The organism is Nicoliella sp. ESL1106, from assembly GCF_058509965.1.
This window is the reverse complement of sequence record NZ_CP196340.1, coordinates 1,435,099-1,460,616: the sequence shown is the minus strand read 5'-3', so window position 1 is coordinate 1,460,616 and position 25,518 is coordinate 1,435,099. Positions and strand designations below refer to the sequence as shown.

General features: G+C 37.1%; 25 protein-coding genes. 21 read left to right on the top strand and 4 right to left on the bottom strand.

Features of this window, described 5'->3' with window-relative positions; all coding sequences use genetic code 11:
- Window positions 1-13: 13 nt before the first annotated feature.
- From ACSVI6_RS06335 to ACSVI6_RS06320, 4 genes are read left to right on the top strand one after another with little or no spacing between them, the layout of a single operon-like run.
- The gene (locus tag ACSVI6_RS06335; RefSeq protein ID WP_491716608.1) at window positions 14-730 is read left to right on the top strand and encodes a uracil-DNA glycosylase; all 717 of its coding nucleotides are present in this window, start codon (window positions 14-16) and stop codon (window positions 728-730) included.
- A gap of 14 nt (window positions 731-744) precedes the next feature.
- The gene (gene pta, locus ACSVI6_RS06330) at window positions 745-1,722 is read left to right on the top strand and encodes a phosphate acetyltransferase (protein ID WP_491720668.1); all 978 of its coding nucleotides are present in this window, start codon (window positions 745-747) and stop codon (window positions 1,720-1,722) included.
- Window positions 1,723-1,740: 18 nt separating this feature from the next.
- Window positions 1,741-2,220 carry a tRNA (adenosine(37)-N6)-threonylcarbamoyltransferase complex ATPase subunit type 1 TsaE gene (gene tsaE, locus ACSVI6_RS06325; RefSeq protein ID WP_491720667.1) on the top strand — a complete coding sequence of 160 codons (480 nt, stop codon included), beginning with the start codon at window positions 1,741-1,743 and terminating at the stop codon, window positions 2,218-2,220.
- Window positions 2,207-2,719, top strand: a complete 513-nt coding sequence (locus ACSVI6_RS06320) for a GNAT family N-acetyltransferase (protein WP_491720666.1) — start codon at window positions 2,207-2,209, stop codon at window positions 2,717-2,719. The genes tsaE and ACSVI6_RS06320 overlap by 14 nt, the downstream gene beginning before the upstream one ends.
- Window positions 2,720-2,753: 34 nt before the next feature.
- Here the strand turns inward: ACSVI6_RS06320 and ACSVI6_RS06315 are convergent, their stop codons facing one another.
- Window positions 2,754-3,290 (bottom strand): 3'-5' exonuclease, encoded by a 537-nt coding sequence (locus ACSVI6_RS06315; RefSeq protein WP_491720665.1) that lies wholly within the window; start codon window positions 3,288-3,290, stop codon window positions 2,754-2,756.
- Between the two features lie 104 nt (window positions 3,291-3,394).
- Here ACSVI6_RS06315 and murB point away from each other — a divergent pair, with 104 nt between their 5' ends.
- Both murB and ACSVI6_RS06305 read left to right on the top strand, forming a co-directional pair.
- A complete protein-coding gene (gene murB / locus ACSVI6_RS06310; RefSeq protein WP_491720664.1) occupies window positions 3,395-4,288 on the top strand; it encodes a UDP-N-acetylmuramate dehydrogenase in 894 nt (297 codons plus the stop codon).
- 35 nt (window positions 4,289-4,323) lie between these two features.
- Window positions 4,324-6,369: a cation:proton antiporter gene (locus tag ACSVI6_RS06305; protein WP_491720663.1), complete on the top strand. Its 2,046-nt coding sequence runs from the start codon at window positions 4,324-4,326 to the stop codon at window positions 6,367-6,369.
- Between the two features lie 40 nt (window positions 6,370-6,409).
- On the opposite strand, the gene ACSVI6_RS06300 is transcribed toward ACSVI6_RS06305, so the two are convergent.
- A complete protein-coding gene (locus ACSVI6_RS06300) occupies window positions 6,410-7,060 on the bottom strand; it encodes a DUF1361 domain-containing protein (protein WP_491720662.1) in 651 nt (216 codons plus the stop codon).
- Between the two features lie 140 nt (window positions 7,061-7,200).
- Here ACSVI6_RS06300 and cdaA point away from each other — a divergent pair, with 140 nt between their 5' ends.
- From cdaA to ACSVI6_RS06255, 9 genes are all read left to right on the top strand, one after another.
- Complete coding sequence (gene cdaA / locus ACSVI6_RS06295) at window positions 7,201-8,049, top strand: diadenylate cyclase CdaA (RefSeq protein WP_491716600.1); 849 nt, start codon at window positions 7,201-7,203, stop codon at window positions 8,047-8,049.
- 2 nt (window positions 8,050-8,051) lie between these two features.
- Window positions 8,052-9,011 (top strand): CdaR family protein, encoded by a 960-nt coding sequence (locus ACSVI6_RS06290; RefSeq protein WP_491716599.1) that lies wholly within the window; start codon window positions 8,052-8,054, stop codon window positions 9,009-9,011.
- 17 nt (window positions 9,012-9,028) lie between these two features.
- Complete coding sequence (glmM, locus tag ACSVI6_RS06285; RefSeq protein ID WP_491716598.1) at window positions 9,029-10,378, top strand: phosphoglucosamine mutase; 1,350 nt, start codon at window positions 9,029-9,031, stop codon at window positions 10,376-10,378.
- A 203-nt stretch (window positions 10,379-10,581) separates the two neighbouring features.
- On the top strand, window positions 10,582-12,402 hold the full coding sequence (gene glmS / locus ACSVI6_RS06280; RefSeq protein ID WP_491720661.1) for a glutamine--fructose-6-phosphate transaminase (isomerizing): 1,821 nt from the start codon (window positions 10,582-10,584) through the stop codon (window positions 12,400-12,402).
- Window positions 12,403-12,478: 76 nt separating this feature from the next.
- On the top strand, window positions 12,479-12,601 hold the full coding sequence (locus ACSVI6_RS06275) for a hypothetical protein (RefSeq protein WP_491716596.1): 123 nt from the start codon (window positions 12,479-12,481) through the stop codon (window positions 12,599-12,601).
- Between the two features lie 114 nt (window positions 12,602-12,715).
- Window positions 12,716-14,149 carry a glucosaminidase domain-containing protein gene (locus ACSVI6_RS06270; RefSeq protein ID WP_491719697.1) on the top strand — a complete coding sequence of 478 codons (1,434 nt, stop codon included), beginning with the start codon at window positions 12,716-12,718 and terminating at the stop codon, window positions 14,147-14,149.
- Between the two features lie 87 nt (window positions 14,150-14,236).
- Entirely contained in the window at window positions 14,237-15,358 is a 1,122-nt protein-coding gene (locus ACSVI6_RS06265; protein WP_491716594.1) for an ABC transporter ATP-binding protein, read from the top strand.
- Between the two features lie 19 nt (window positions 15,359-15,377).
- Window positions 15,378-15,698 carry a hypothetical protein gene (locus tag ACSVI6_RS06260; RefSeq protein WP_491716593.1) on the top strand — a complete coding sequence of 107 codons (321 nt, stop codon included), beginning with the start codon at window positions 15,378-15,380 and terminating at the stop codon, window positions 15,696-15,698.
- Window positions 15,699-16,125: 427 nt separating this feature from the next.
- Window positions 16,126-17,283, top strand: coding sequence for a cation:proton antiporter (locus ACSVI6_RS06255; RefSeq protein WP_491720660.1), 1,158 nt, complete (start codon window positions 16,126-16,128; stop codon window positions 17,281-17,283).
- A gap of 33 nt (window positions 17,284-17,316) precedes the next feature.
- Here ACSVI6_RS06255 and ACSVI6_RS06250 read toward each other — a convergent pair whose 3' ends face one another.
- Window positions 17,317-19,362: a KUP/HAK/KT family potassium transporter gene (locus tag ACSVI6_RS06250; protein WP_491716591.1), complete on the bottom strand. Its 2,046-nt coding sequence runs from the start codon at window positions 19,360-19,362 to the stop codon at window positions 17,317-17,319.
- 134 nt (window positions 19,363-19,496) lie between these two features.
- On the opposite strand from ACSVI6_RS06250, the gene ACSVI6_RS06245 reads away from it, so the two are divergent.
- From ACSVI6_RS06245 to ACSVI6_RS06235, 3 genes are all read left to right on the top strand, one after another.
- Window positions 19,497-20,600: an SLC13 family permease gene (locus ACSVI6_RS06245; RefSeq protein WP_491720659.1), complete on the top strand. Its 1,104-nt coding sequence runs from the start codon at window positions 19,497-19,499 to the stop codon at window positions 20,598-20,600.
- Window positions 20,601-20,666: 66 nt separating this feature from the next.
- Complete coding sequence (locus ACSVI6_RS06240) at window positions 20,667-21,452, top strand: glucose-1-dehydrogenase (RefSeq protein WP_491717308.1); 786 nt, start codon at window positions 20,667-20,669, stop codon at window positions 21,450-21,452.
- Window positions 21,453-21,585: 133 nt separating this feature from the next.
- Window positions 21,586-22,227, top strand: coding sequence for an HAD family hydrolase (locus ACSVI6_RS06235; RefSeq protein ID WP_491716589.1), 642 nt, complete (start codon window positions 21,586-21,588; stop codon window positions 22,225-22,227).
- 35 nt (window positions 22,228-22,262) lie between these two features.
- Here ACSVI6_RS06235 and ACSVI6_RS06230 read toward each other — a convergent pair whose 3' ends face one another.
- A complete protein-coding gene (locus ACSVI6_RS06230; RefSeq protein ID WP_491720658.1) occupies window positions 22,263-23,594 on the bottom strand; it encodes an MFS transporter in 1,332 nt (443 codons plus the stop codon).
- A 164-nt stretch (window positions 23,595-23,758) separates the two neighbouring features.
- On the opposite strand from ACSVI6_RS06230, the gene ACSVI6_RS06225 reads away from it, so the two are divergent.
- The 3 genes from ACSVI6_RS06225 to ACSVI6_RS06215 all read left to right on the top strand — a co-directional run bounded on the left by ACSVI6_RS06225 (window position 23,759) and on the right by ACSVI6_RS06215 (window position 25,379).
- Entirely contained in the window at window positions 23,759-24,475 is a 717-nt protein-coding gene (locus tag ACSVI6_RS06225) for a DUF1328 domain-containing protein (RefSeq protein ID WP_491720657.1), read from the top strand.
- Between the two features lie 44 nt (window positions 24,476-24,519).
- The gene (locus tag ACSVI6_RS06220) at window positions 24,520-24,753 is read left to right on the top strand and encodes a hypothetical protein (protein WP_491716586.1); all 234 of its coding nucleotides are present in this window, start codon (window positions 24,520-24,522) and stop codon (window positions 24,751-24,753) included.
- A 104-nt stretch (window positions 24,754-24,857) separates the two neighbouring features.
- Window positions 24,858-25,379, top strand: coding sequence for an HdeD family acid-resistance protein (locus ACSVI6_RS06215; protein WP_491719454.1), 522 nt, complete (start codon window positions 24,858-24,860; stop codon window positions 25,377-25,379).
- Window positions 25,380-25,518: the final 139 nt, after the last annotated feature.

Below are 25,518 nucleotides of genomic sequence, written 5' to 3'. Positions count from 1 at the left end.
GGGGTGTTTGTAAATGAAGCAGTTTATTCATAATGATTGGTGGGATGTTTTAAAACCAGAGTTTGAAAAAACCTATTATCAAAATTTAAGACATTTTTTAGTGGATGAATATAGTCACTATCAGATTCATCCAGCGATGAACCAAATTTTTGAAGCGTTTCAGTGGACCCCCTTTAGTAAGGTTAAAGTCGTCATCTTAGGCCAAGACCCATACCATGAACCAAATCAAGCAGTCGGGTTGAGTTTTTCTGTAATGCCTGGGGTACCTGTGCCACCATCGCTTAGAAACATTTATAAGGAACTATATAGCGATTTGGGAATTAAGCCTGTTAACCACGGTTTTCTTGAAAAGTGGGCCAAACAAGGGGTGTTACTTTTGAACTCGGTTCTAACCGTCAGAAACGGGGTTGCCTTTTCCCACAAGGGGAAGGGCTGGGAAGAACTCACGGATGCTGCGATTCAGAAACTGTCTGAACGGCCGCAACCAGTTATTTTTATATTATGGGGTCGAGCAGCGCGCGATAAGGTTAAATTTATCAATACACAAAGTAATATTGTTTTGGAGTCTGCCCACCCTAGTCCGCTCTCTGCTAATCGGGGGTTCTTTGGCTCGCGTCCATTTTCTAAGACCAATGAGGCCTTAGTGGCAATGGGTGAACGGCCGATTGATTGGCAACTTCCTGAACATGTTGATTTTCAACAAGCACTAGCGGATTTAAATGCACAGTAATGGAGGATTACAAGATGGATCTATTTGAAAGTTTAAAGAACAAGGTAAGCCAAGCTCAAAAAACGATTGTTTTCCCTGAAGGTGAAGATATTCGAATTATTGAGGCGACTAGTCGATTAGCCACAGATGGAGTTGTTAAGCCAATTCTACTAGGGAAACCATCAACGATTAAGCGGGTTGCTGATGAATACGAAGTTGATTTAAGTCAATTGACGATTTTTGATTATTTAAATTTACCAGAGGATGAATTAGCGGAATACGTGACTGCACTGGTTGAACGTCGTAATGGGAAGACCGATGAAGCAACTGCTAAGCAATGGCTAACTGATCCCAATTACTTTGGGACCATGATGGTTTATTTAGATAAAGCCGATGGAATGGTTTCTGGAGCTGCACATCCAACTGGTGATACCGTTCGTCCCGCCTTACAAATTATTAAGACCAAGCCAGGAATTAAGTTGGTAAGTGGTAGTTTTATCATGCTCAAGGGTGATCAACGTTATGTATTTGCTGATTGTGCGATCAACTTAGAGTTAGATGCGAATGGAATGGCTGACGTAGCGATTGCTAGTGCTGCGACTGCAAAACAATTTGGAATTGATCCTGCTGTTGCGATGTTGAGCTTTTCAACTAAGGGGTCCGCACGTGGTCCAATGGTTAAGAAGGTCCAAGAAGCGACTGAATTGGTTCATGAAAAGCAACCTGATTTAGCAGTTGATGGTGAATTACAATTTGATGCTGCGTTTGTTCCTGAAGTCGGTGCTAAGAAGGCTCCAGGATCTAAAGTAGCGGGTCGCGCAAACGTCTTTGTATTTCCTGAATTACAATCTGGGAACATTGGATATAAGATTGCACAACGTTTGGGTGGCTTTGAGGCCCTCGGACCAATCTTACAAGGACTCAACAAGCCGGTCTCTGATTTATCTAGGGGCTGTAATGCTGAGGATGTTTACAAGGTTGCCATCATTAATGCACTTCAATCAATCGATTAATTATAAGGGGTTAATAGCTTGAAAAAAATAACCGTTAATACCCCTGAAGCAACCATGCAAATTGGTAAAAAAATTGCTCCTTTCTTACAAGCAGAGGATTTACTGCTATTAGATGGCGACCTCGGTGCAGGGAAAACAACTTTTACCAAGGGGCTTGCTGCAGGATTAGGAATTAAAAGAAATGTTAAAAGCCCGACTTTTACCATCATTCGTGAGTATCAAGATGGTCGCTTACCACTTTATCATATGGATGCCTATCGTTTGGATGATGGTAGTGGGGATGAATTAGGATTAGAAGAATATTTTAATGGTGATGGAATAAACGTTGTGGAGTGGGCTAATTTCGTTGCTGATGAGCTACCTGATAATTATTTAAAAATTATTTTCAGACGTAATGATGAATTAGGCCCTGAATCTAGGACCCTTTCTTTTGAGCCCCACGGAAGTCATTTTCAAACCATTTTAAAAGAAAGCTTGGATAAAGATGGCAAGCAATGATAATCAGATTTCAATTGAATTAGCAGATTGGAATGATGCTAACGCAATTTTAAAATTAATGAAACAATTAGTCACTGAATCTGATACTTTCACAGTTGATCCGGGACTAGCTGATTTATCAATTGAGCAAGAGCAACGTCAAATCATGCTAATTAATCAGACCAGGAGTAACGTTATTTTAGTGGCTCATTTTGGCGACTTGATTATTGGAATCGTTACAGTGCAACAACTGCTTGATTCAAAAGATGGTGAACTAGGCGTGGCCGTGTTGAAGCGATTTTGGAATAATGGGATTGGCAGTGCGCTGGTGGATGAAGCCTTGAATTGGGGCAGTTCGTTTAGTAATTTACAGCGGTTTGTCTTGACGGTTGAAAATCAAAATCAAGCTGCAATTCATGTTTACCATAAACTAGGTTTCATCGATAATTTTGGCTCACGAGTGATTAATGTGCCTGGCAATGAAAAATCGACTACTGAAATGATTTGTCATTTAAAATAAAAAGATGTTAATGGAGATTACCATTAACATCTTTTTATTTGATGATTTTTACAAATTGTTTGATTGCTTCATCGCCAAATTGTTGTTGTTCATACCTTAAGATGTTGGCACATGCAAGACTGTCATCTAAGGCATTGTGATGATGATTTAACTCGATGTTCAAATTTTCACAAACGGTGTTTAGTTTGAAGTTCGTGAAATTAGGGAATAGCTTTCGGGTCACGGCCACTGTATCTAAGGTTAAGTATTGTGGTTGGACCAATTGATAGCGTTCTAAACTCTTTTTTAAAACGCTATTATCAAAGTTAGCGTTATGAGCAATAACCAAATGATTAGGGCTAAAAAACATTTTAATTTTTTCCCATACCTCAGGAAATGTTGGCGCATTAATTACGTCTGATTCATGGATACCGTGCACTTCAACGTTTCGCCAAAAGAATGGCACCTCTGGGTTAATTAACGTGTAAAATTCACTTGCAATCTCGTTATTTCTAACCACTGTTAATGCTAGTGAACAAGCGCTAGCACGTTTAAGAGCTGCCGTTTCAAAATCAATTGCAATAAAATTCATGTAATTATTTTCCTTTCTATCCTTTTTAATAATTAGTTTATTCATAATTGGGGCGTTAATTCATGGTAAAATTATAGTATATCGATTTAAGAGGGACGATTTGTATGCATAATTTTAATCCAAAAATAAAAAATTTAAAAATTAAAACTAATGAACCGCTATCAAAATATACTTTTACTAAAACTGGTGGGAATGCAGATTATTTGGCGTTACCAGATAATGAAGAGCAGTTAAGTCAACTATTAAAGAGTGCGAATGAATTTGGCCTACCAATTACAGTATTGGGTAATTCTAGTAACTTAATTGTAAGCGATAATGGAATTCGTGGGATTACAATCATTTTAACTCATTTGACCAAGATTAGCGTCAATGGAAATAAAATCGTTGCTGAAGCTGGTGCTGCACTAATCGATGTCGCAATTGCTGCTCAAAAGCATGGATTATCAGGAATGGAATTTGCTGCTGGGATTCCTGGTAGCGTTGGTGGTGCTGTTTATATGAATGCCGGAGCGTATGGTGGTCAAACCGCTGATGTAGTTAATTACGCAACAATCGTTGGATTTGATGGTAGTGTGCGTAAATTAAATAATGCCGAATTAGAGTTTGATTATCGCCATAGTATTATTCAAAATGGTCATAATGCAATTATAGCTGCTGAATTTGAGTTGCAACCTGGTAATCAAAGTCAAATTTTAGCTAAAATGGACCATTTTAATGCTTTACGGGCATCAAAGCAGCCACTTGACCTGCCATCATGTGGGAGTGTCTTTAAAAGGCCTAAGAATCATTTTGCTGGTAAGCTAATTCATGATTCTGGATTGCAGGGCTACCGATTCGGCGGAGCGCAAGTATCTACTAAGCACGCCGGATTTATCGTTAACGTTGGCGGAGCCACTGCAACTGATTACATCACGGTGATCCACCACGTCCAAGATGCGGTTTATCAAAATAGTGGGATTCACTTAGAAACTGAGGTTAGAATTATTGGTGATCGGTAATTATAAAAAATGGAATTGGAGTTGAGATGATATAAATGGTGATTATTGAGTTAATTATTTTACTAGTTGTATTACTATTAATCTCGACAGTCATTAGTCACTACCTACCCATGATTCCAGGTAGCTTGATTCAGATTGGACTAGGGCTGTTGTTATCTGTTTTTACAAAATTTCAAATTAATTTTGAAACTGAATGGTTTTTATTACTATTTATTGCCCCCTTGCTTTTTAATGACGGGAAACGGTTTCCCAAACGAGAGCTTTGGCAGTTAAAATTACCAATTTTTATTAATGCCATCGCTTTAGTTGTGATTACAATGTTAGTTGGGGGCGTAATAATCAATTGGATGATTCCAGAGATGCCGTTTGCAGTTTGTTTTGCGTTAGCAGCAATTCTTTCTCCTACGGATCCAGTTGCTGTTCAATCAATTGCGAAACGTTCTAATTTACCGAGTGGCATTTTACACTTGGTTAGTGGTGAAAGCTTGATCAATGACGCTAGCGGGCTAATTTGCTTTAAGTATGCGCTAGCAGCTGCAATGACTGGAAAATTTTTGTTAACCAGTGCAGTTGGTGATTTTTTCTACATCAGTATTGTGGGATTAATTATTGGAATCGTAATTATGTATTTGCTGTTAAAGGCACGTGATTATTTATATGATAGTGGGATTAACAACATTATTTTTTATACGGTCGCTTACTTAGTCACGCCGTTTGTGATTTACTTTATCAGTGAAGAATGGTTTCATGCTTCTGGAGTGATTGCGGTAGTTAGTGCTGGAATCACCATGCATGTTAAGGATCGTAAGATTGCAAATGTTAATCCTGAATTAACGTTAGTTACTGAGAAGACCTGGAACGTGGTCATCTATATTTTAAACGGAATTATTTTCTTACTGCTTGGTTTTTCATTACCGCAAGCAATGGGCAAGAGTATTCAAACGATTCAGTTGGGAACGATTGATCCGATCATTTATGCTGTGGTTACGTGGCTATTACTACTTGCGATTCGGTTCGTCTGGATCGTAGGATATCAATTCGTGGCTAATCGTTGGAATTATAAAAAGGTCAATTTAAGGGTGGCATTGCTATCTGGGCTATCCGGAGTGCGGGGAGCAGTTACGATGGTGGGGGTCCTATCGATTCCAGTGCTCACTGCTACGGGGAGAAATTTCCCAGAACGGCCCATGGTGTTGTTTATATCTGCTAGTGTAATTATTTTAAGCTTACTTAGTGCCATTATCTTCATTCCATTATTGACTGAAAATCAACAAGAACAGATTGATGACAATAATTATATTTCTAACGATAAGGCACAGATTAAATTAGTGCAATCTGCAATTAATAAGGTCCAAAAAAGCCAAAATGAATACAATCAACAAGCAGCGTTCGATTTAATATTTCAATATCAATTAATGCTTAGAAAGTTAAAACATGATTTAAGATCTAATCAATTTAATGATTTTAGTTTCAATAATGAATTAGCACTGCGTAGGATCGCGTTTAGTGGTGAGCGGAAAGCCGCTCAAGGGTTATACGATGATGGTGTGATTAAACGGGATGAGTATTTTGCAACGGTTAAAATGATTAATCGACGCGAAACGGCAATGTTAGATTCAGTCGGAATGAATACCTCTCGTTCTAGTTTTATAAGTGATATTTCCACTTTCCTGTCTGGAATTCGTAGTTTTTTCATTGCGGGACGTCGTTTTAATCACCGTGACGAAATGTTGAGAAAACATTGGGGCTTGATAATTGAAACATTAAGTCAGGCTGCCATTCAAGAGGTTAAAAACTACCTTAACAGGCCGGATATTGATTCTAGTTCCTTTGAAAATCAAATGGTTGATCACATCATTGTTTTTTATCGAAATCGAATCAACCGCATTAATTCAGTCCATCAAGATGATTATCAACAACAATTAAATAATTTGCAGGTTCGTGGTTTTGGAGCCCAACGCCTCGAAATTCAACGTTTATTAGATACTAATCAAATTGACTGGGAAACTTCCAATGAGCTTAGACAACACATCAATTATTTGGAAAATGTGATGATGAGTCCATTAAACGAAAGTGAATAACTAAAAAATGTGTCCGTAATTTTTAATTATGGACACATTTTTATTTATGCTGGTTTTGATTAATTGAAATGACCCAATAAATCGTAATTTGGATTGCCATCATGGTGGCTGTGAATATCATCATATCTGGTGTCCACATTTTAATCAGTGGCATAATAAATAACCTGGGGCTTAAAAATAAGTAAAGCGTATGCAACCTTAAAAACCGTCCGATAAAAACCCCCACTGAAGAGGTAAATGTAAAAATAAGAACGATTATCCAGTAAATGACTTGTGATTTTAATCTGAATTTATTCATCAGTGATTTAACTGTAAGTGCTAATGACCAAGTGCCAACAAACGCACAAACAATGGCACTGATGACTAGCATCATAAAATTAATCCAAATTTGATCAGATAGTTTCAAAAGGCCGGTTAAATTATCATAAGGGTTTAATAGCGATAAATGAAATAAATCCGTAAGAATGTAGGGTGCATTTGGATAAAATAGTATCCAGATGATTAGTAGCGGCCAGTAAAGGATACTTGCATTAATTATTTCATGGTTCAAGTGGAAACTAATTTCAATTGGAATATAGGCTAAAAACGTATTTAGTAATAAGAAATTGAAGGGTTGTTTGACAAAAAAACCGGTAATTATAAACCAAATCGCAAAAAAAATGCGAACCTGCCAACTTTTTGAAAGATGCACTAGAAAACCTCCCCTTATTTTAATTAAAGTCTATTTTAATTAATTCTAACAAAAATGTGTTAATTTTAGAACGCTGTTTAAAAATAAGTTCTTAATATCGTGATATAATAAAGCTAGCGTTAATATTTGGAGGTTATATGATGAGTAACTTTTGGAGTAATCTGTTTACTCTTAGCCATTTTAGTAGCTTAATTGATATTCTAGTGGTTTGGTTCATTACATACGAATTGATTATTTTGCTACGTGGAACTAAAGCAGTTCAATTGTTTAGAGGAATTATCGTAATTGCGATAATTAAAATCCTTAGTGTTTTGTTCGGGCTGGGAACTGTTTCTTGGATGGTTGATCAGGTCATTAACTGGGGATTTATTGCAATTATCGTTATTTTTCAACCAGAAATTAGACGGGGCCTTGAACATTTAGGACGCGGTTCTTTGTTGTGGCATACTAAAAATCAGAATGAAGAAACTGAACAGATGATTGAGGGACTTGATAGCGCAATTCAGTACATGTCCAAACGAAGAATTGGGGCCTTGATCACGATTCAAATGGAAACTGGCCTTGAGGATTATATTGAAACAGGAATTGAATTAGATGCTCATATCACAGGGGCATTGTTAATTAATACGTTCATTCCGAATACTCCACTTCATGATGGAGCAGTAATTATTAGAAACCATCGAATTGCTGTTGCGGCAGCATATCTGCCCCTTTCACAAAGTACGATGATTCCAAAAGAGTTAGGGACTAGGCATCGTGCTGCGGTTGGGATTTCTGAAGTTACCGATGCCCTTACGATCGTGATTTCAGAAGAAACTGGTGAAGTTTCAATTACAAAGGATAATGAATTGCTGCGCGGGATGACCCAACAAGATTACCTTAAATTTTTACGGGATCAACTGATCAAAAAACAACAAATTAGCCATAATATCTTTACGATGATTGGGAGTTGGATCAGTAATCTTAGTAAAAGTGGAAAGGGGAATTAGACATGCGTAAATTCTTCAACAGCACTTTTTTCTACCTAATTCTATCTTTAATATTTTCGATATTACTATATGCATACGCTAATCAGGATAAACTTAACTTTACTAGTAATAAGAATAGCAATATCACGCAATTAGCATCTACTAAAAATGCTAGCGTTTCCGCTAATTTACAGTTAAACGTTAATAGTAGTAAGTATTTTGTTACTGGATATCCTGATAAAGTTAGCGTATCGCTAAGTGGGCCAACCGCATTGGTTACCACAACGACTAATACCCAAAATTTCCATATCTATGCTGATTTAAGTAAATTAGGGGTTGGAAAGCATCGGGTTAGATTATCTCAGGATGGTTTAAATTCAGAGTTAAAATATAAAATTAATCCATCTTATATCACCGTTAATATTCAGCCTCGTCAGACGGTAACGCTTCCAGTAACCGCAAGCTATGATAAGAGCATGATTTCATCTGGTTACCATGTTGGAAGTGCGGTTGTGTCTGATGCTAAAGTTAAGGCCACTGGGGCTTCTAGTGAAATTAGTAAGGCTGTGCGGGTGATTGCCAAGTTGAACCTATCTCAAAATACTAATAAGACCGTTAATTCACAGGCGATATTAGAAGCTGTTGATCGGAAGGGCAACACCGTGAACGTAATTTTAACCCCTTCAACTACGAATGTTTATTTGCCAATTAGCAGTGGTAATTTCAAGGAGTTACCAATTAAATATCAGATTGATAATAAGGCATCTAATAAGACCTATTCAGTGACTTCTAACACTGAAAAGGTTAAGGCATTTGGTACTTCTAGTGAGTTGGACAATTTGAAAAACGTTACTGTTAATATTGATGTTAGTCGAATTACTGCTAATGAAACCAAAACGATTCAGCTTGATAAGTCACTCAACAAGGTTAGTGGCTTTGATCCAGAAAAAATTAAAGTGAATATAAAAGTTAAAGATAAGTAAGAAATGAGGAGTTAATAATGAAATATTTCGGAACCGATGGAGTTAGAGGAGTTGCAAATCGTGATTTAAGCCCAGAGCTGGCTTTTAAATGTGGTCGTGCTGGTGGTTATATTCTGACCAAGCACTCTGATAGTAAAATCCCCCAAGTACTAGTTGCTCGTGATACCCGAATTTCTGGTCAAATGCTTGAAGAAGCACTGATTGCTGGATTGTTATCAACTGGAATTGAGGTTTTAAGATTGGGAGTCATTACGACTCCTGGTGTTGCATATTTAGTCCGAACTCAGGATGCAGCTGCTGGGGTAATGATTACCGCTTCTCATAATCCAGCAGAATATAATGGAATTAAGTTTTTTGGTTCAGATGGTTACAAACTTTCTGATGAAATGGAAGAAGAAATCGAAGCAATTCTAGAAGCTGATAAGGATGAATTACCACGTCCATCAGCAGAAGGATTGGGAACTGAAGATGATTTTTCTGAAGGTGCTCAAAAATACATTCGATTCTTGAATCAGACTGTTTCTGATGATATTGCTGGAATGCATATTTGTGTCGATGCTGCTAATGGTGCCACTAGTAACTTGGTTTCGCGTCTTTATGCTGATGCTGGAGTGGAATTTGACACGATGGCTACCCAACCAAACGGGCTTAATATTAATGATAACGTTGGTTCGACCCATCCAGAACAACTTCAAAAAATGGTCGTTGAAAAGGGTGCAGAGGTCGGATTTGCGTTCGATGGTGACGGAGATCGTTGCTTGGCCGTTGATGAAGAAGGAAACTTAGTCAATGGTGATAAGATTATGTTTATCTGCGGCAAATACATGGCAGAGCATGGTCGCTTGAAACAAGATACCATTGTTACCACGGTTATGAGTAATTTAGGGATGTATAAGGCCATGGAAGCAAATGGGATGAATAGTAAGCAGACTAAGGTTGGCGATCGGTATGTCGTTGAAGAAATGAACGCTGGTGGTTATAACCTTGGTGGTGAACAATCTGGCCATATCGTATTTTTAGATTTCAATACGACTGGTGATGGAATGTTAACTAGTCTTCAGCTTCTCCACGTAATGAAGGATACTGGTAAGAAACTATCAGAATTAGCGGCTGAAATGAAGACGTACCCACAGAGCTTGATCAACGTTAAGGTAGCTGACAAAAATTCAGCATTAGATAACCCTTCTGTTAAGAATGTAATTGAAAATGTTGAACACGAAATGAATGGTGATGGTCGGGTATTGGTAAGACCAAGTGGAACTGAACCATTATTAAGAGTAATGGTTGAAGCCCCAGATCAAGATACGTGTCAAGAAAATGCTGAAAAAATTGCCAAAGTGGTTGAAAAAGAATGTGGAATTGAATAAAAATATAAATTAAGAGGTCGGTTAGTTAGGCCTTTTTATTTTGCCATTTTTCTCTAATTTAGATATACCAATTTAATATTTTAATAGTTGACATATTGCACAGACCGTTGTAAAGTATCTACTTGAACGATTAAATATGAGCTTAATTATTGTCTATACCAATTTAAAAATAATATGATTAAAAACAAAAGGGGATTAAAAATATGTGTGGAATTGTTGGAGTAACCGGTAATGATAATGCCGTAAAGCTTCTAATTCATGGACTTGAAAAACTAGAATATCGGGGTTATGATTCTGCCGGAATTTATGTTAATGATCAAGATGGAAAGGACTATCTTGTAAAGCGGAAGGGAGCAATTGCCGAATTAAAGGCGGCGATTACACCCGAAGTACATGGTAGTACTGGAATTGGGCATACTCGTTGGGCCACTCATGGTGGAGTAACGGTTGAAAATGCACATCCACAATTTTCGCAAGATGACCGTTTTTACCTTGTTCACAACGGTGTGATCGAAAATTACAAGGAATTAAAGAAGCAATACCTTTCAGATGTTGATTTCACTAGTCAAACCGATACTGAAGTGGTTGTTCAATTAGTTGATCATTTTGCAGTTAAGGAAGGAATGACTACGAAAGAGGCATTCTTAAAGACAATCTCATTACTTAAGGATGGAGCTTCATACGCATTCTTATTAATGGATCGTGAACAACCAGATACTTTGTATGTTGCTAAGAACAAGAGCCCATTATTAATTGGACTTGCTGATGGTTTTAACGTTGTTTGTTCTGATTCAGTTGCAATGTTAAATGTTACCCATGAATTCTTGGAACTTAAAGATGGTGAAGTGGTAACTGTTAAGCCAAATTCAGTTGATATTCAAGATCGGCAAGGTAATCACATCGAAAGAGAACCATTCCATGTTGATACTGATGCTTCAGAAGCAGACAAGGGCATTTACCCTTATTACATGCTTAAGGAAATCAACGAACAACCAAATGTATTAAGAAAATTATCCCAAAAGTATCTTTCAGAAGATGGCGCTTCTAAGATTGATCCTAAAATTTTAGATTCAATGAAAACGGCCGATCGGCTCTACATCGTGGGAGCAGGGACTAGTTATCACGCTGGGTTAGTTGGGAAAAATCTGTTTGAAAAATTAGTGGGGATTCCAACCCAAGTGGAAGTTGCTTCAGAATTTGCCTATGATGATCCATTGTATTCTGAAAAACCATTCTTTATTTTCTTGAGTCAAAGTGGTGAAACTGCTGATAGTCGGGTCGTATTACAAAACGTTACGAAGAAAAACTTCCCAACTTTAACAATTACTAACGTTGAAAATTCCACCCTTTCACGTGAAGCAGACTTTACATTGTTGCTTGATGCTGGTCCAGAAATTTCAGTTGCTTCTACGAAGGCCTATACAGCTCAAATTACGCTAGAAGCCATTTTAGCGAAGTCATTGGGCGAATCACTCGGCTTAAAGCGGGCGATTGACTTTAACCTTAGACAACAACTTGGTGTCGTAGCTACTGGGATGCAGGCGGTAATCGACGAAAAGGAACAAATCGATTCCATTTCTAAGAACTACTTTGTTGAAGCTACCAAGGCGTTCTACATTGGACGGGGAATTGATTACTATGTTTCATTGGAAGCAGCGTTGAAGTTAAAGGAAATTTCCTATATTATTGCTGAAGGGTTTGCTTCTGGTGAATTGAAGCATGGAACCATCGCTTTGATTGAGGAGGGAACTCCGGTAATTGCAATCGTTACGCAAGCAAAGACTGCTGGGTTAACTAGAAATAACCTCGAAGAGACTAAGTCACGGGGTGCTAAGACCTTTACGATTTCAACCGAAGCATTAGCTGAGGATGATGATGATCTTGTTTTACAAGATGTTGACGAAATGCTCACTCCATTATTAAGCGTTGTTCCAGCCCAATTACTTGCTTATTACACTAGTTTGAACAAGGGCTTGAATGTTGATCGGCCACGGAATTTAGCAAAGAGTGTTACTGTGGAATAATTAAAGTTAGCGTTTTTTGATTTGATTTGTGCTAAACTGGACTTAATTATTCATCAATTAAAGAGGTGGTGGCATAATGAAATTTACTAAAAAACGAAAAGCTAGTAAAAATGATCAGCGCAAACAGGCGACATGGGAAAAGTTTAAAAATCAACAAAATAAATTAAATGCCGATCGTCGGGGCGTTAAACAAAAATAAATCAATAGATTTAAAATCCTTAAAATTAATCTTAATTTTAAGGATTTTTTTTACATTTTCTTAAAAAGATTATGTTATTCTAACAATAATAAAAATAAAGAGGGGAATTTAAAAATGAATAGGAAGTTCAGAACTGCATTTATTGGTCTAATGACCATGATGCTTAGTATTAGTTTACTTGGAGTACATAGTGCTAAAGCTGACACAGCTTCTGATTTTATTAGTAAGTTGTCACCAGTTGTAAAAACGGTTGCCGCAAAATATAATCTTTATCCATCGTTGATGTTAGCTCAAGCTGCGTTGGAAAGTAGCTATGGACAAAGTACGCTTGCTACCAAAGATTATAATTACTTTGGGATTAAGGGTTCTTATAATGGACAATCCGATACTTTAAAGACCGCTGAATATAATAGTAGTGGTGCTATTTACTACGTTAATTCTAGTTTTAGAAAGTACCCCAATGCGCAAAGCTCATTAGAAGATTACGCTCAAATGATTCGAAATGGTTTAGTGGGGGCTTCTAGCTTTTATTCTGGCACCTGGAAGGAAAACGCCAAGTCTGTTAATGATGCTGCGACCGCTTTGGTTGGTAAGTACGCTACCGATCCAAACTATGCTAATAAGTTAATTAGTATTATTAATCAATATAATTTAACTACGTTAGATGGCGGAATTACTGAACAAAGTAATTCGGTTGCTGACAACAGTAGCTCGACTACTGCATCAACCAATGCTACTACATCAACCAGCAATACTAATAATTCAACGAATACTAGTGATGTAAAGGTTAGTTATTCACTTGGTGATTCTAATGAATCGGTTCCACTATCTAGTCAATTTAAAAAACAAGCGCTTTATAATAAAATCGAGGGCACTAGCAGTAATGTTAAGAGTTATAAGTGGAAGGCGAGTCTAAAGTCAGGATCGCTAGTTTATGCTGACAACGTTGGCTATGCTACGGGAACTTCTGGGAATCAAACTTGGTATCGAATTCGGCTTACAAAGAATACTAATTCTAAGAAGTACTGGGTAAAGGCCCAAGCTTTAAACTTTCCATCGGTTAAGTATTTTAAGTTATCAACCAGTGTTAGCTCGAATTTAATTACTAGTAAAATTGCTTATAGTCATATTTATGGTTCTGATACGCTCGCCAGCAAAATTACAGATTCAGAAATCGCTAATCGGGTTAAGTATAATGCGAATATGATTGGAATTTCAGGTAGTAAGGGGAATGCGCAGATTTGGATTCGTTATAAGATGAGCAACGGCAATAACGCCTGGATTCAAATTAAACATGTGAATGGAATTCAATACTTACCAGTCAGCCTTACTAAGCGGCTGAGTTCTCAATATGGTAAGTATGCCCTTTATAACATTGTTCCAGGGACTGGAAAGGCCCAAGAGCAGAGCTGGAATACCGTTTCAGAATCATCAATCTCAAACGTTAAGGTCGATTCGCTATCAGTCGATACTAATTCTAAATTAATTTGGGCTCAAATTAAAATTGGCAACCAAAAGTATTGGATCAACAATTCAGCTTTGTACTAATTTTCCTTTCGGATTATTATTATGTTTGTTATAATGTTATTTTGTTGTATATCTAGTTAACGAAATCAAATTTAGGAAGTATTAAAAATGGCAGAAGAACAATACAAAATTAAAGTACAAAATGTAACTAAGGAGTATGACTTATTTAAGACCCAAACTGATAAGTTAAAATCATTCTTCTCAATTAATAATAAAAATATTCCGCACTTCTGGTCACTAATGGGGGTTTCATTTACCGTTAAGCCAGGGGAAGCACTTGGAATCATTGGGGTAAATGGGTCAGGAAAATCTACAATTTCTAACATTATTTCTGGAATTATTCCACAAACAACTGGCCAAGTCGATGTTAAGGGTGATACTTCAATCGTTGCAATTAACTCAGGATTGAAAAAGAATTTGACCGGTCGAGAAAATATTCGGTTAAAGTCATTGATGCAGGGATTAACCAATCAAGAAATCGATGAAATGATGGATGATATTATTTCATTTGCAGATATTGGTGATTTTGTTGATCAACCAGTTAAAAGTTATTCAAGTGGGATGAAATCGCGTCTTGGATTTGCAATCGCTGTTCATATTAAGCCCGATATTTTGATCATTGATGAAGCCCTATCAGTGGGTGATGATACCTTCTATCAAAAGTGTGTGGATAAGATTTCTGACTTTCGTAAAGAGGGGAAGACGATCGTTTTCGTTAGTCATGCTTTGAAGCAGGTTGAATTACTTTGTGATCGGGTTGCTTGGATTAATTATGGAAAGTTAAAACAAATTGGACCAACTGCTGAAGTAATTGCTGAATATCGTAAGTTCACCGCTTGGTTTAAAAAGCTTTCTAAAAAAGAAAAGAAGCAATTTGAAAAGCAACAAAAGGACATACAAAAGAACTTCGATATCAATGCCTACGAAAAAGAAGTTATTAATGAAACAGAGGCCGCAGATCCTAGCGCTAAAAACGTTTCAAGCGAAATTAATCACCGCTTTTACGGGTCAGTAATTAGTGAAAAGATGTCATTTACATCTAAATTGGCTACGTTTTTGGTTGCAGTGGGTGTTATCTTCTTTTGTTTAGTTAATGTTTCTGGTCATCGGATTAGTCATGTGATGGCTAAGCCAGCTAGCCTATTAAAGCCTACTAAGGTCTTAGAGGTCCCTAATAATCGGACACATACCACTAAAATTGTTTATAAAAAGACGCATCACAAAAAATAATTAATAGGGGAGCGAGCATATGGCTGATGAATATAAAAGTCACGAAACACTGACTTTAATCGAGGAAATTACCCGTTTAGATGGTTCTAAGTATATTGAAATTAGCGATATGGTCCAGAATGGACGTGCTGAATTGGCAGCTGAGCGTGGTTTGATTAAGGAAGTAAGAATTATTCAATTAAACATTCCCCATTCAATTCACGTTATTAATTATGAAAAATATATTAATCAGAATTACACGATGCCAGGGGAACAGTTTGACCACTTTGATGAGTGGAAGAAGACCCCTGCGATGCAATCAGAAATTGAAGCCATCTTAAAAGAAAATCATGTTGGTTAAAATAAAAATCAGGCTCTTCTTGCTTAAGGGGGCCTGATTTTTTAGTCAAAAAAAACAGCCATTTAAGTAGGCTGTTTTTTGGATATGTGTCTGATAAATTAGTAGGTGCGAAAGAGAAATAGATATACCAATCATCAGGGAATCGGAATTATGTATTATTTAATAAAATTAAAGTTCTTAACATAAACTTATTCTTTACAAAATATATATTAACAAATTGTCCCATAAATAGCAATGATAATAATGTAAAAATGGCTAATATTTTTTTGATAATAAAAAAAGTTAATTTGACTTTCATAAAATTATCAAGATATAATTAATATAAATAAATATTAATTGGTTGGAGCGCACGCTTTCAAGAATTCTTCTGTTTTGGGTTGGCAGAATTCTTTAAAGCGGGCGTTTTTTGTTTTTAGGAGGTTTTTTAATGGCGTTTTTATTCAATATAATTTTGATATTAGTTAGTGCTTTTGCAATGGGGAAAATTGCCGAATGGCTTAAAATCCCGATTGTAGTAGGACAATTGCTGGCAGGTTTAATTATCGGCCCTGGATTATTGAATTTGATTCAGCTAAACGGATCGTTAAAAAATTTAGCCGATTTAGGAGTAATTATATTAATGTTTTTAGCAGGCTTAAATAGTGACGTTCAATTATTGAAAAAGTATCTTAAGCCTAGCTTAATTGTGGCATTGGTGGGTATTTTATTTCCAATGATCATTACAAGCATTTTTGGGATTTTAATTAGTTGGCCAACTAAGGATGCTTTGTTCTTAGGGGTTATTTTTAGTGCGACATCTGTCTCAATTACTGTTGAGGTGCTTCGCGAAATGCGTAAGCTGAATAGTCGTGAAGGAATCACGATTTTAGGGGCTGCTGTGGCAGATGATGTATTAACGGTGGTTCTACTCGGAATCACAGTAGCGTTCACTGGAGAGCGGTTAAGAGGGCAAATTACGGCTGGGATGAACAGTGGGTTAATAATTGGTCTTCAAATCCTGTTTTTTGTTGTGATTTTTATAATTGCAAAGTATTGCATTAAGCCGCTTTTAAAAATCTTTCAACGGATATCATTTCCACATGCTGTTTCAATCATGGCTTTAATAATTGGTTTATTATTCGCCGAAGGGGCGGAATTGATTGGTTTGAGCGCAATTACTGGCTCATTTTTTGCTGGTTTGATAATTGGACAACACCCCGTTAAAAGATTAGTTGATAATCAAATTAGTTCATTGGGGTATTTACTGTTGATACCGACGTTTTTTGTTAGCATTGGATTGGAAATGAAGTGGTCTGGGATTATTGATCAATGGGCCTTATTTATTGCCCTTACTTTTCTAGCAGCTATCACGAAGTTAATCGGAGCTGGGCTCGGGAGTCATTTAATGGGATTTAAGTGGTCGAGTAGTTTCGTGGTGGGTGCGGGGATGGTTTCACGTGGTGAGGTCGCGTTGATCATTGCGCAGATTGTATATGTAAATCATTTACTATCAGTTGATCAGTATTCTACGATTATTGGAGCGATAATTGCCTCGACCATTATTTCTCCATTTATTTTAAAACTGAGCTTTAAATTAATAAAATAGCCAAATAAAAAAGCCCTCAGCGAGGGCTTTTTATTAGTTCTTAGGATTTCTTGTTTCCCTGGAGTGGATTGGGTGGAGAATCCGTTTTTGAACTAGGTATTGATCATGTTGCATATTAAAGAATAGTGGTGAAATTTCTTGAACGGTATTGCTAAATTCCAATCCATACCAACTAACTGGAGAAGCAGTGATATTTTGTAGAAAAATCCGTCCTGAAATCAATTGTTTGTCCAATTGACTAACCTCTGTATTTAAGGCTAAATCGGATGGCCGTTCGTTGATCAAAATGAATTTGAAGTCCCCGACGGTCCGATTTTTAATCGTTGAGTAGTGTTGGACTTGCTTTTCGATAACCCCTTGTTCGATCAAGTTATTAACGATTTGGTGCAAGTAGACACTAACCGTTTGTGGTTTTCTGAACCCTAGATAGAGCTGCACGTCAACCACGTTATCAGTGTCTAATAGGTCAACGGTGTAGTTACTTTCGTATGGCGAACTAGTTTCGTTCACGGTCACGAACCAGTACACTTTAGCCCGCTTGGGTTCCTTATCCAAGATCGAGTACATGGTGTTTCGTTTGATTTGATAATCTTTTTTAATTTTAGTCATGTAAACTAAATTAGAGGTGAAGTAAGGAATTGAGCTATCCTTACTGAGGGCGCTTAACTGATGCTTATAGTCTTCAAGTGAAACGTATTCACTTTCTCTTTCATAGTGGTCACGCCGCTTGTTACCAAAGAACCAGATGATCATTACATATAGGATTCCCATCATGATGAAGAAGGTAACGTAACCACCCTTAACGAACTTAACTAGACTTGCTAGGAAGAAGATCGATTCGATGATTGCAAAGAACGATGCAATGCTATATGCGAGGACCCGATTCATGTGACTAGACAAGAACTCGAACAACAAGATGGTCGTCGATAGCATCGTGATCGTAATTGCTAGACCATAGGCAGCTTCCATTTTTTCAGAACTACCGAAGAACCAAACGACAAAGAGCGTGATTCCACATAAGATCCAGTTAATAGTGGAAATGTAGATCTGACTTCTCACATTACTAGGGTGTTTGATGATAAAACGGGGAAGGAAGCGCAACCCAATGGCTTCATCGACTAACGTGTATGATCCAGTAATCAACGCTTGTGAAGCAATGATCGCAGCTAACGTAGCGATGATGATCGCAAATGGACGCACTTCACTAGATAACATTGAATAAAATGGGTTGATACTGCCCATGGCACTGAATACGGGATCCTTAGCATGGGTAATTACCCATGCTCCTTGGCCAAAGTAGTTCAAAATCAATGATAAATAAACTAATGGCCAAGTAAAGTAGATGTTTTTCTTCCCAACGTGGCCCATGTCTGAATAGAGTGCTTCAGCCCCGGTCGTAGCCAAGAAGATACTTCCTAAAATAAAGATTCCAGCCTTATTACCAGGACTGAAAAGGACTTCGAAAGCATAGTATGGATTTATGGCCTTAATAATTGCTGGGTATTGAGCCATGTTGACTAATCCTGCGACTGCTAGAAACCCAAACCACACAATCATGATGGGACCAAATGATTTACCGATCGTCCCGGTCCCGAACCGCTGAATCAAAAACAGCCCCAAGAGGACACAGGTTGTAATTACCAACACGTCCGATTGAGAATTGCTAAAATGTAGCCCAGCAATCGTTTGGTTTTTCAATCCTTCGATCGAAGAGGTAACGGTCACTGCAGGGGTCAACGTCCCATCCGCTAGCAGGGCGGCCCCACCAATTAAGGCGGGCCAAACTAACCATTTCGCTCTTTTTCTAACTAATGCATATAACGCAAATATTCCACCTTCGTGGTTATTATCGGCGCGCATCGTAATAATTACGTATTTAACGGTGGTGATAATCATTAAAGTCCAGAATATCAATGAAATGGCTCCAATGATATAATCAGGTGTGGCATCAGCCATCTTTCCCTGGTCACCAATAATCGCATTCATTACATAAAGTGGCGATGTACCTATATCACCATAAACAATTCCGATGGCGATTAAAGTTCCCGCCAACGTCAGTTTATTTAAGTTAGCCTTCATGACTAAGCCTCCATAAAATTTGGTTATTTAGCTCTAAATCAGTTAAAATAATTAACTGATTATGAACAAGCTTTTTTAAAGAATATGAAAAGATTATCACTAATCGATGATTTTTGAAAGGAAAATTTATACTTTTGTTTATTCAATTAAAGAAAATTTTTACTGATAAGCTCTTAATTATTTCTTTTGGAGTCTTATTAGTTGTTAACATCCTTGGTAGGATTAGGTTCGCTGATATTGATTGGGGCACAATTGGGACGCTATTTTCATTAATGTTAGTGATTCAGTTGCTAAACGAATTAAATATTTTAATTAACGTTAGCGATCGGTTAATTAAAATTGTTAAAAATAGTCGCCAATTTGCCCAATTAATGATTTTGATTGCATTTTGTGGTGCAATGATAATGACTAATGACGTAGCAATCATCTCGATTTTACCACTATATTTATTTACCGCTCAAAAATACGATCTGCCAATTATTGTTCCGGCGGTATTGATTACCGTGGCCGCAAATTTAGGTAGCGTTTTAACGCCGTTCGGGAATCCCCAAAATTTATTTTTATTTAATTACTATCAGCTGCCTGCCAGTATTTTTTTTGCAATTACAGTTCCAATCGTGTTGATGAGTCTGGTTGTTTTGATGTTAGGGACCCTTTTGATAAAAAAAGCACCGTTTCAAAATCAAGTGGCTGTTTCTAAGGTCGGAAATCGGAGGGCTTTATTTTCTACTTTGGGGTTAGCAATCGTTGTGTTAGCAGCAGTTTTTAATTTGGTGCCAATCCCGTTAGCCGTAGGATTATCAATTTTAGTAACGTTGTTAATTGATAAACGGCAACTTTGGCGGGTCGATTATTCCTTATTACTGACCTTTGCTTGCTTCTTTTTAATTTCTGGAATTTTAAGTCGCAATCAATTTATTAACACGAGTTTAGATTGGCTGATGCACAGCACCACCAGCACTTATCTGACCGCAATTGGTGCTAGTCAATTCATTAGTAATGTTCCCGCAGCTGTACTATTAGCTCACTTTACGCATGATGGGGAAGCCTTGTTATTAGGGACCAATGTTGGTGGATTAGGAACGTTAGTAGCTTCATTGGCTAACCTATTAGCATTGAAACAAGTGGTCGCATTCGATAAAACGATTGCATTGCGCTTTATTAAGGTATTTACGATTATTAACGTCATTTTGTTGATTATTATCGGAATTATCGGTTGGACAATGCTTATAATTTGATATTGTTATTTTTGATGTGAGATAATAAATAAAATAATATCCTTAATCGAAGGGGTCGTGAACAAAATGTACGATGATTTAAAAGGAAAAGTTGCTGTAATTACTGGTGGTTCTAAAGGAATCGGTAAGGCAATTGCAAAGAGACTTGCTAAGGAACACATGAAGTTAGTTGTGAACTACAATTCCGATGCTAAGGGTGCTGAAGACACTGTTGAATTGATCAAGAAAAACGGTGGGGATGCAGTTGCGGTTCAAGCTAACGTTGCTACTGAAGAAGATGTGCAAAAAATGTTAGATGCCGCCATTGATAATTTTGGTGGATTAGACTTATGGATCAATAATGCTGGACTTGAAAACAAAGCCCATACGCATGAAATGTCACTTAAGGACTGGAACAAGGTCATTGGGGTTAACTTGACTGGGACATTCTTAGGGGCGCGTGCAGCACTTAGATACTGGGTTGAAAACAATAAACCTGGCAACATCATTAACATGTCATCAGTTCATGATCAAATTCCTTGGCCTACATTTTCACATTATGCTGCCTCTAAGGGTGGGGTGAAGATGTTCACTGAAACGATTGCTTTGGAATACGCAAAAAGTGGCATTCGGGTAAATGCAATTGCTCCTGGAGCGATTAATACACCAATCAATGCTGAAAAGTTTGCTGATCCTGAACAATTGGATGCCACTAAGCAATTAGTGCCAATGGATCGAATCGGAAAGCCAGAAGAAGTTTCTGCTACCGCTGCTTGGTTAGCATCTACAGAATCCGGTTATGTTACTGGTGATACCATCTACGTTGATGGTGGGATGACACTATACCCTGATTTTGAAAGTGGCAAGGGTTAAAATAATTTAATTACCCGAAATGATATTAAGGGAGTCGCACGTGGTTGCGGCTCCTTTGTTTTTGGTGATTGATATTGCTATAATATGATTGCGTTTGAGCTTTACTAATCGCTGAAGGAAAGTAGTGAAAAAAATGCAGAACTATATTTTTGACTTTGATTTAACATTAATTGATTCTGGGCGGGTGAACGTTCTCTCCACTCAATCTGCTTTTGATAAAATGGGATTTCCAAAACCGACTGCTGAGGAAGTTAGTTACTATACGGGAATTCCGATTGAAAAATCATTTCCCAAGATGGCACCAGAAAACATTAGTCGTCCTGAATTACAAAAATTAATGAATGTATTTGTAAAAGAGTATGAAAAACTAGAGCCTGGAAATTTAAAATTATTCCCAGGAATTAAAGAAACGCTCGCGAAGTTAAGTTCAGAAGGAAAACAACTATTCGTTGCCACTAGTAACCGCAGCGAAGTCGTTATTAGAAACACAAAGGCGCTTGGTATTTATGATTATTTCACCGAGATTGTCGGATTCGATATGGTCGAACATGCCAAGCCAGCGCCTGATACGGTGCTTAAAATCGTTGCTGATCATAATCTAGATAAGAATGAAACGATAATGATCGGTGATGCAACTTTTGATCTTGAAATGGGTAAAAACGCTGGTGTCCATACTGCTGGGGTCGTCTGGGGTGCGCATGATGTTAAAGCACTTGAGATGGTACACCCAGATTACTTATTAGAACGGGTTCCAGAACTATTGGATATTAAATAAGCTTGGCAACGGATTTTCCGTGGCCAAGCTTTTTATTAGATTGCGTTATTACCGATGTTCTTTGGAATGAGTAGTGTTTCGATGAATGGATAAATCATTAATGCAGCGAGGAATATAAATCCGAAGTGATAAGCATTGCTACTACTAGTGATAGTTGCAACCATGCTGACGACCACCGTTATCAATGAGACCCCGAGCCCTTGTGATAATGTTTGGGTTACCGCATTCAAAGTATTTGCACTGGTGCGATCCTTAAAACTGATATCAGCAAACGACAGGGCGTTATATGCAGTCAAGGCCAGTGAGCGTCCCACCCCGTTGATAAATCCTAAAATCATTACTAATCCGGCGGGTGAGTTGACTTGTACGAATGCAAATCCAAATGATGAAATTAAGATGATCATTACGGCCGTTAAGATTGCAGGGCGAAAGTGAATTGTTTTAACGAACTGATTAGCAAAAGTTTTAGCAACAATGTTGCCTAAAAAGATAAAAATCACGTAAAATGATGCCTTGATTGGTGAGTAATGAAGAATTGTCTGCAGGTAAATCGTTAATAGATATGGCATTGATCCTATCGAGACCCATAGAAATGATCCACCAGTTTGAAAGATGCGAAATGACGTTACTCGTAATGACTTGATGGAAAATAGTGGATGGGTAGAATGAACTAGGTGCAAACCTGCAATAACGGTAATTACAATTCCAATTAAAACCAGAATGCCGGCGAATCCCCATTCACTTTGCCCGTGGGTAGCAATTTCAGCTCCAATTAAAATTAATCCTGAGGCAATTGCAATTTCAATAAATCCTAATAAATCGAATTGCGCTTCTGGATGGGTTTCATTGTGGGGAATTAATTTGATTCCAAATAAAATGCTAATTAAGCCAATTGGAATGTTGATCAAAAAGATCCATCGCCACGATAAATAATTAACGATCAATCCACCGATTACTGGTGCGATTGATGGTGCAATCAATGCTGGCCAGACTAAGTAGGTAGTGATTTCTAGTAGTTTATCAGCAGGGGCTTTTTGAAGAACGATCAATCGGGAAGTTGGAACCATTAGCGATGCTGCTACTCCCTGGCAAAAACGACTGATTAAAACAAATGTAAATCCAGGAGCAATTGCATTTGTAAATGAACTAACGGTGAATAATAGTACCGCAACTAGCCAAGCGGTTTTTTGACCGTAGCGATTTGCAATCCAACCACTTAACGGGATAAAAATTGCCATTGTAATTAGATATACACTAACCACTAGTGAAATCGTAGCTGAACTAACTGCTAGATTCTTACTCATTTTAGGAAGGGCAGTTGTAACGATTGTCGAATCCATAATTTGCATGAATAAGCTAGAGGCCATTAATAATGCTAATTTTCGATTAATGATGAAAGCCTTCTTTCCTATATTTATAACTTATTCATGATAACACTAAGAATATTATAAGGGTAGGAAACAATGGTAATATTATTATTTGATAGTGTGTTAAAATTACTATAGTTAATTAACAAAAGGAGAATTTAAAAATGAACGCTGTTTTTAAAATTTTATTGATTATATTTTTAGTGTTATTTGTAATTACACTATTAATCGCTTTAATTCAGGGAATTAGAATTAAGAATAAGTCTAGTAAAACCTGGGGATTATTTGCATTGGTAATGGCAATTTTTTCAGTGGGGAGTTTTTGGGGGGTTAGCGCCTCTAACCATTCTAATTCAAATGAATCACAAGCTATTAATAATAGTTCTAGTGCAAAGAATGATAGTTCCAACTCGTCAGAATCGACTAGTAGTTCAGCGAATGATTCAAGTAAAAGCGATTCTCAAAAAAAGGCATCTGAATCTTCGAGCGTAAGTCAAATGAAGCAGAATCAAAGTGAGAAAAATTTTGAATCACGTGACAGACGCAATCGTGATATGGCAAACCGTCGTCAAGAACAGATGCTTGCTAAACGCGGTACTGATAAAAAGGGTTATGAAAAACAGATTAGCGGGGTTCCAGACCAATCATCACACGTAGTTGAAAAAGTGACTTACGATGGTAATGATAAAACGGTGGTTACGATTTCTAGTGACCTAACCATGGGGAATCGACGTGAAAACCAACACAATGCCTTTACCGTTTGGAGTGGGATAAAACGGATTGCATACTTACATCATGTGAAAACTAATGTTATTATTAAAGACCATAAGGGGAAAGAGATTGCAAATACTAGTAATAATCGGTTTAATTATTTAGAATAATAATGATATAATCAGTTCATAACTACTATTGAGAGGTGTTATAAATGAGTCGAGAAGTAATTGAATTATTTAAGGACTACTATGTAAAGAATGAAGAATTGATGAATAACTTTGAAGATCACGGAGATGTTGCCGATTTAAATAAGGCAATGAATGAATTGAATCAAAAATTTGTTGACGAATACTTTGTTAAGACTGGTGACCGTGTTGAACCAGATAAGATTGCTGATTTAATCGCAAATACAATTGCTAAAGATGATGACGATTCAGCTAAATAGGATTAGAATAAGCATGGCTAATTTAGCGGTGCTTTTTGTTTTTAAATGCTAATTGTTACTTAAAATGATAGACTATTAGATGATAATAATTTTAATTGAAAGAAGTGACTTTAATGTTTGGAGAAAGAAGACGATTCAATCCATTCTCATTGTTGGTTGGGATTTTATCGATTGTTTTAGCATTGATTGTTATTAAGAATCCCCTTAGTTCAACCTTTTCATTGATTTATATGATTGCGATTTTATTAATCATAGATGGCTTTTCCCGCTGGAGTGATATTAAATCAATTCGCACTTATAATAAAACATGGTTATATGTTGGAGCTGGTTATGATATCTTTTTAGGAATCGTAATGTTCTTCGCTCCTTGGGTAGGAGTGGTTTTGATTTGGTTCTTATTTGCCGTATCGGTTATTTTTAATTCTGGATTGGAGCTTTGGCTCAATCAAAATGCGTTTGAGAGCCGCGACGGTGGTTATTGGTTTAACGTCATTTTAGGTGGATTAGGGGTCATTGCAGGAGTTATCATTCTTTTCAATCCTTATTTAGCAATATCTGTACTTTTATTTACGATTTCATTTTTCTTGATGTTTTACGGAGTGATCAAAATCATTCGTTCTGTCTAGTTAGATCAATTTGAAACCTGTATCAGGGCCTTTTAAGGCTGGTCTGGTATTTCTGACTAATGGAAAATAATGAGTGATATTACAGATAATCATGATCATGTTCATCAATAGACAGTAGCTTGGAAATGGATAGCCAAGC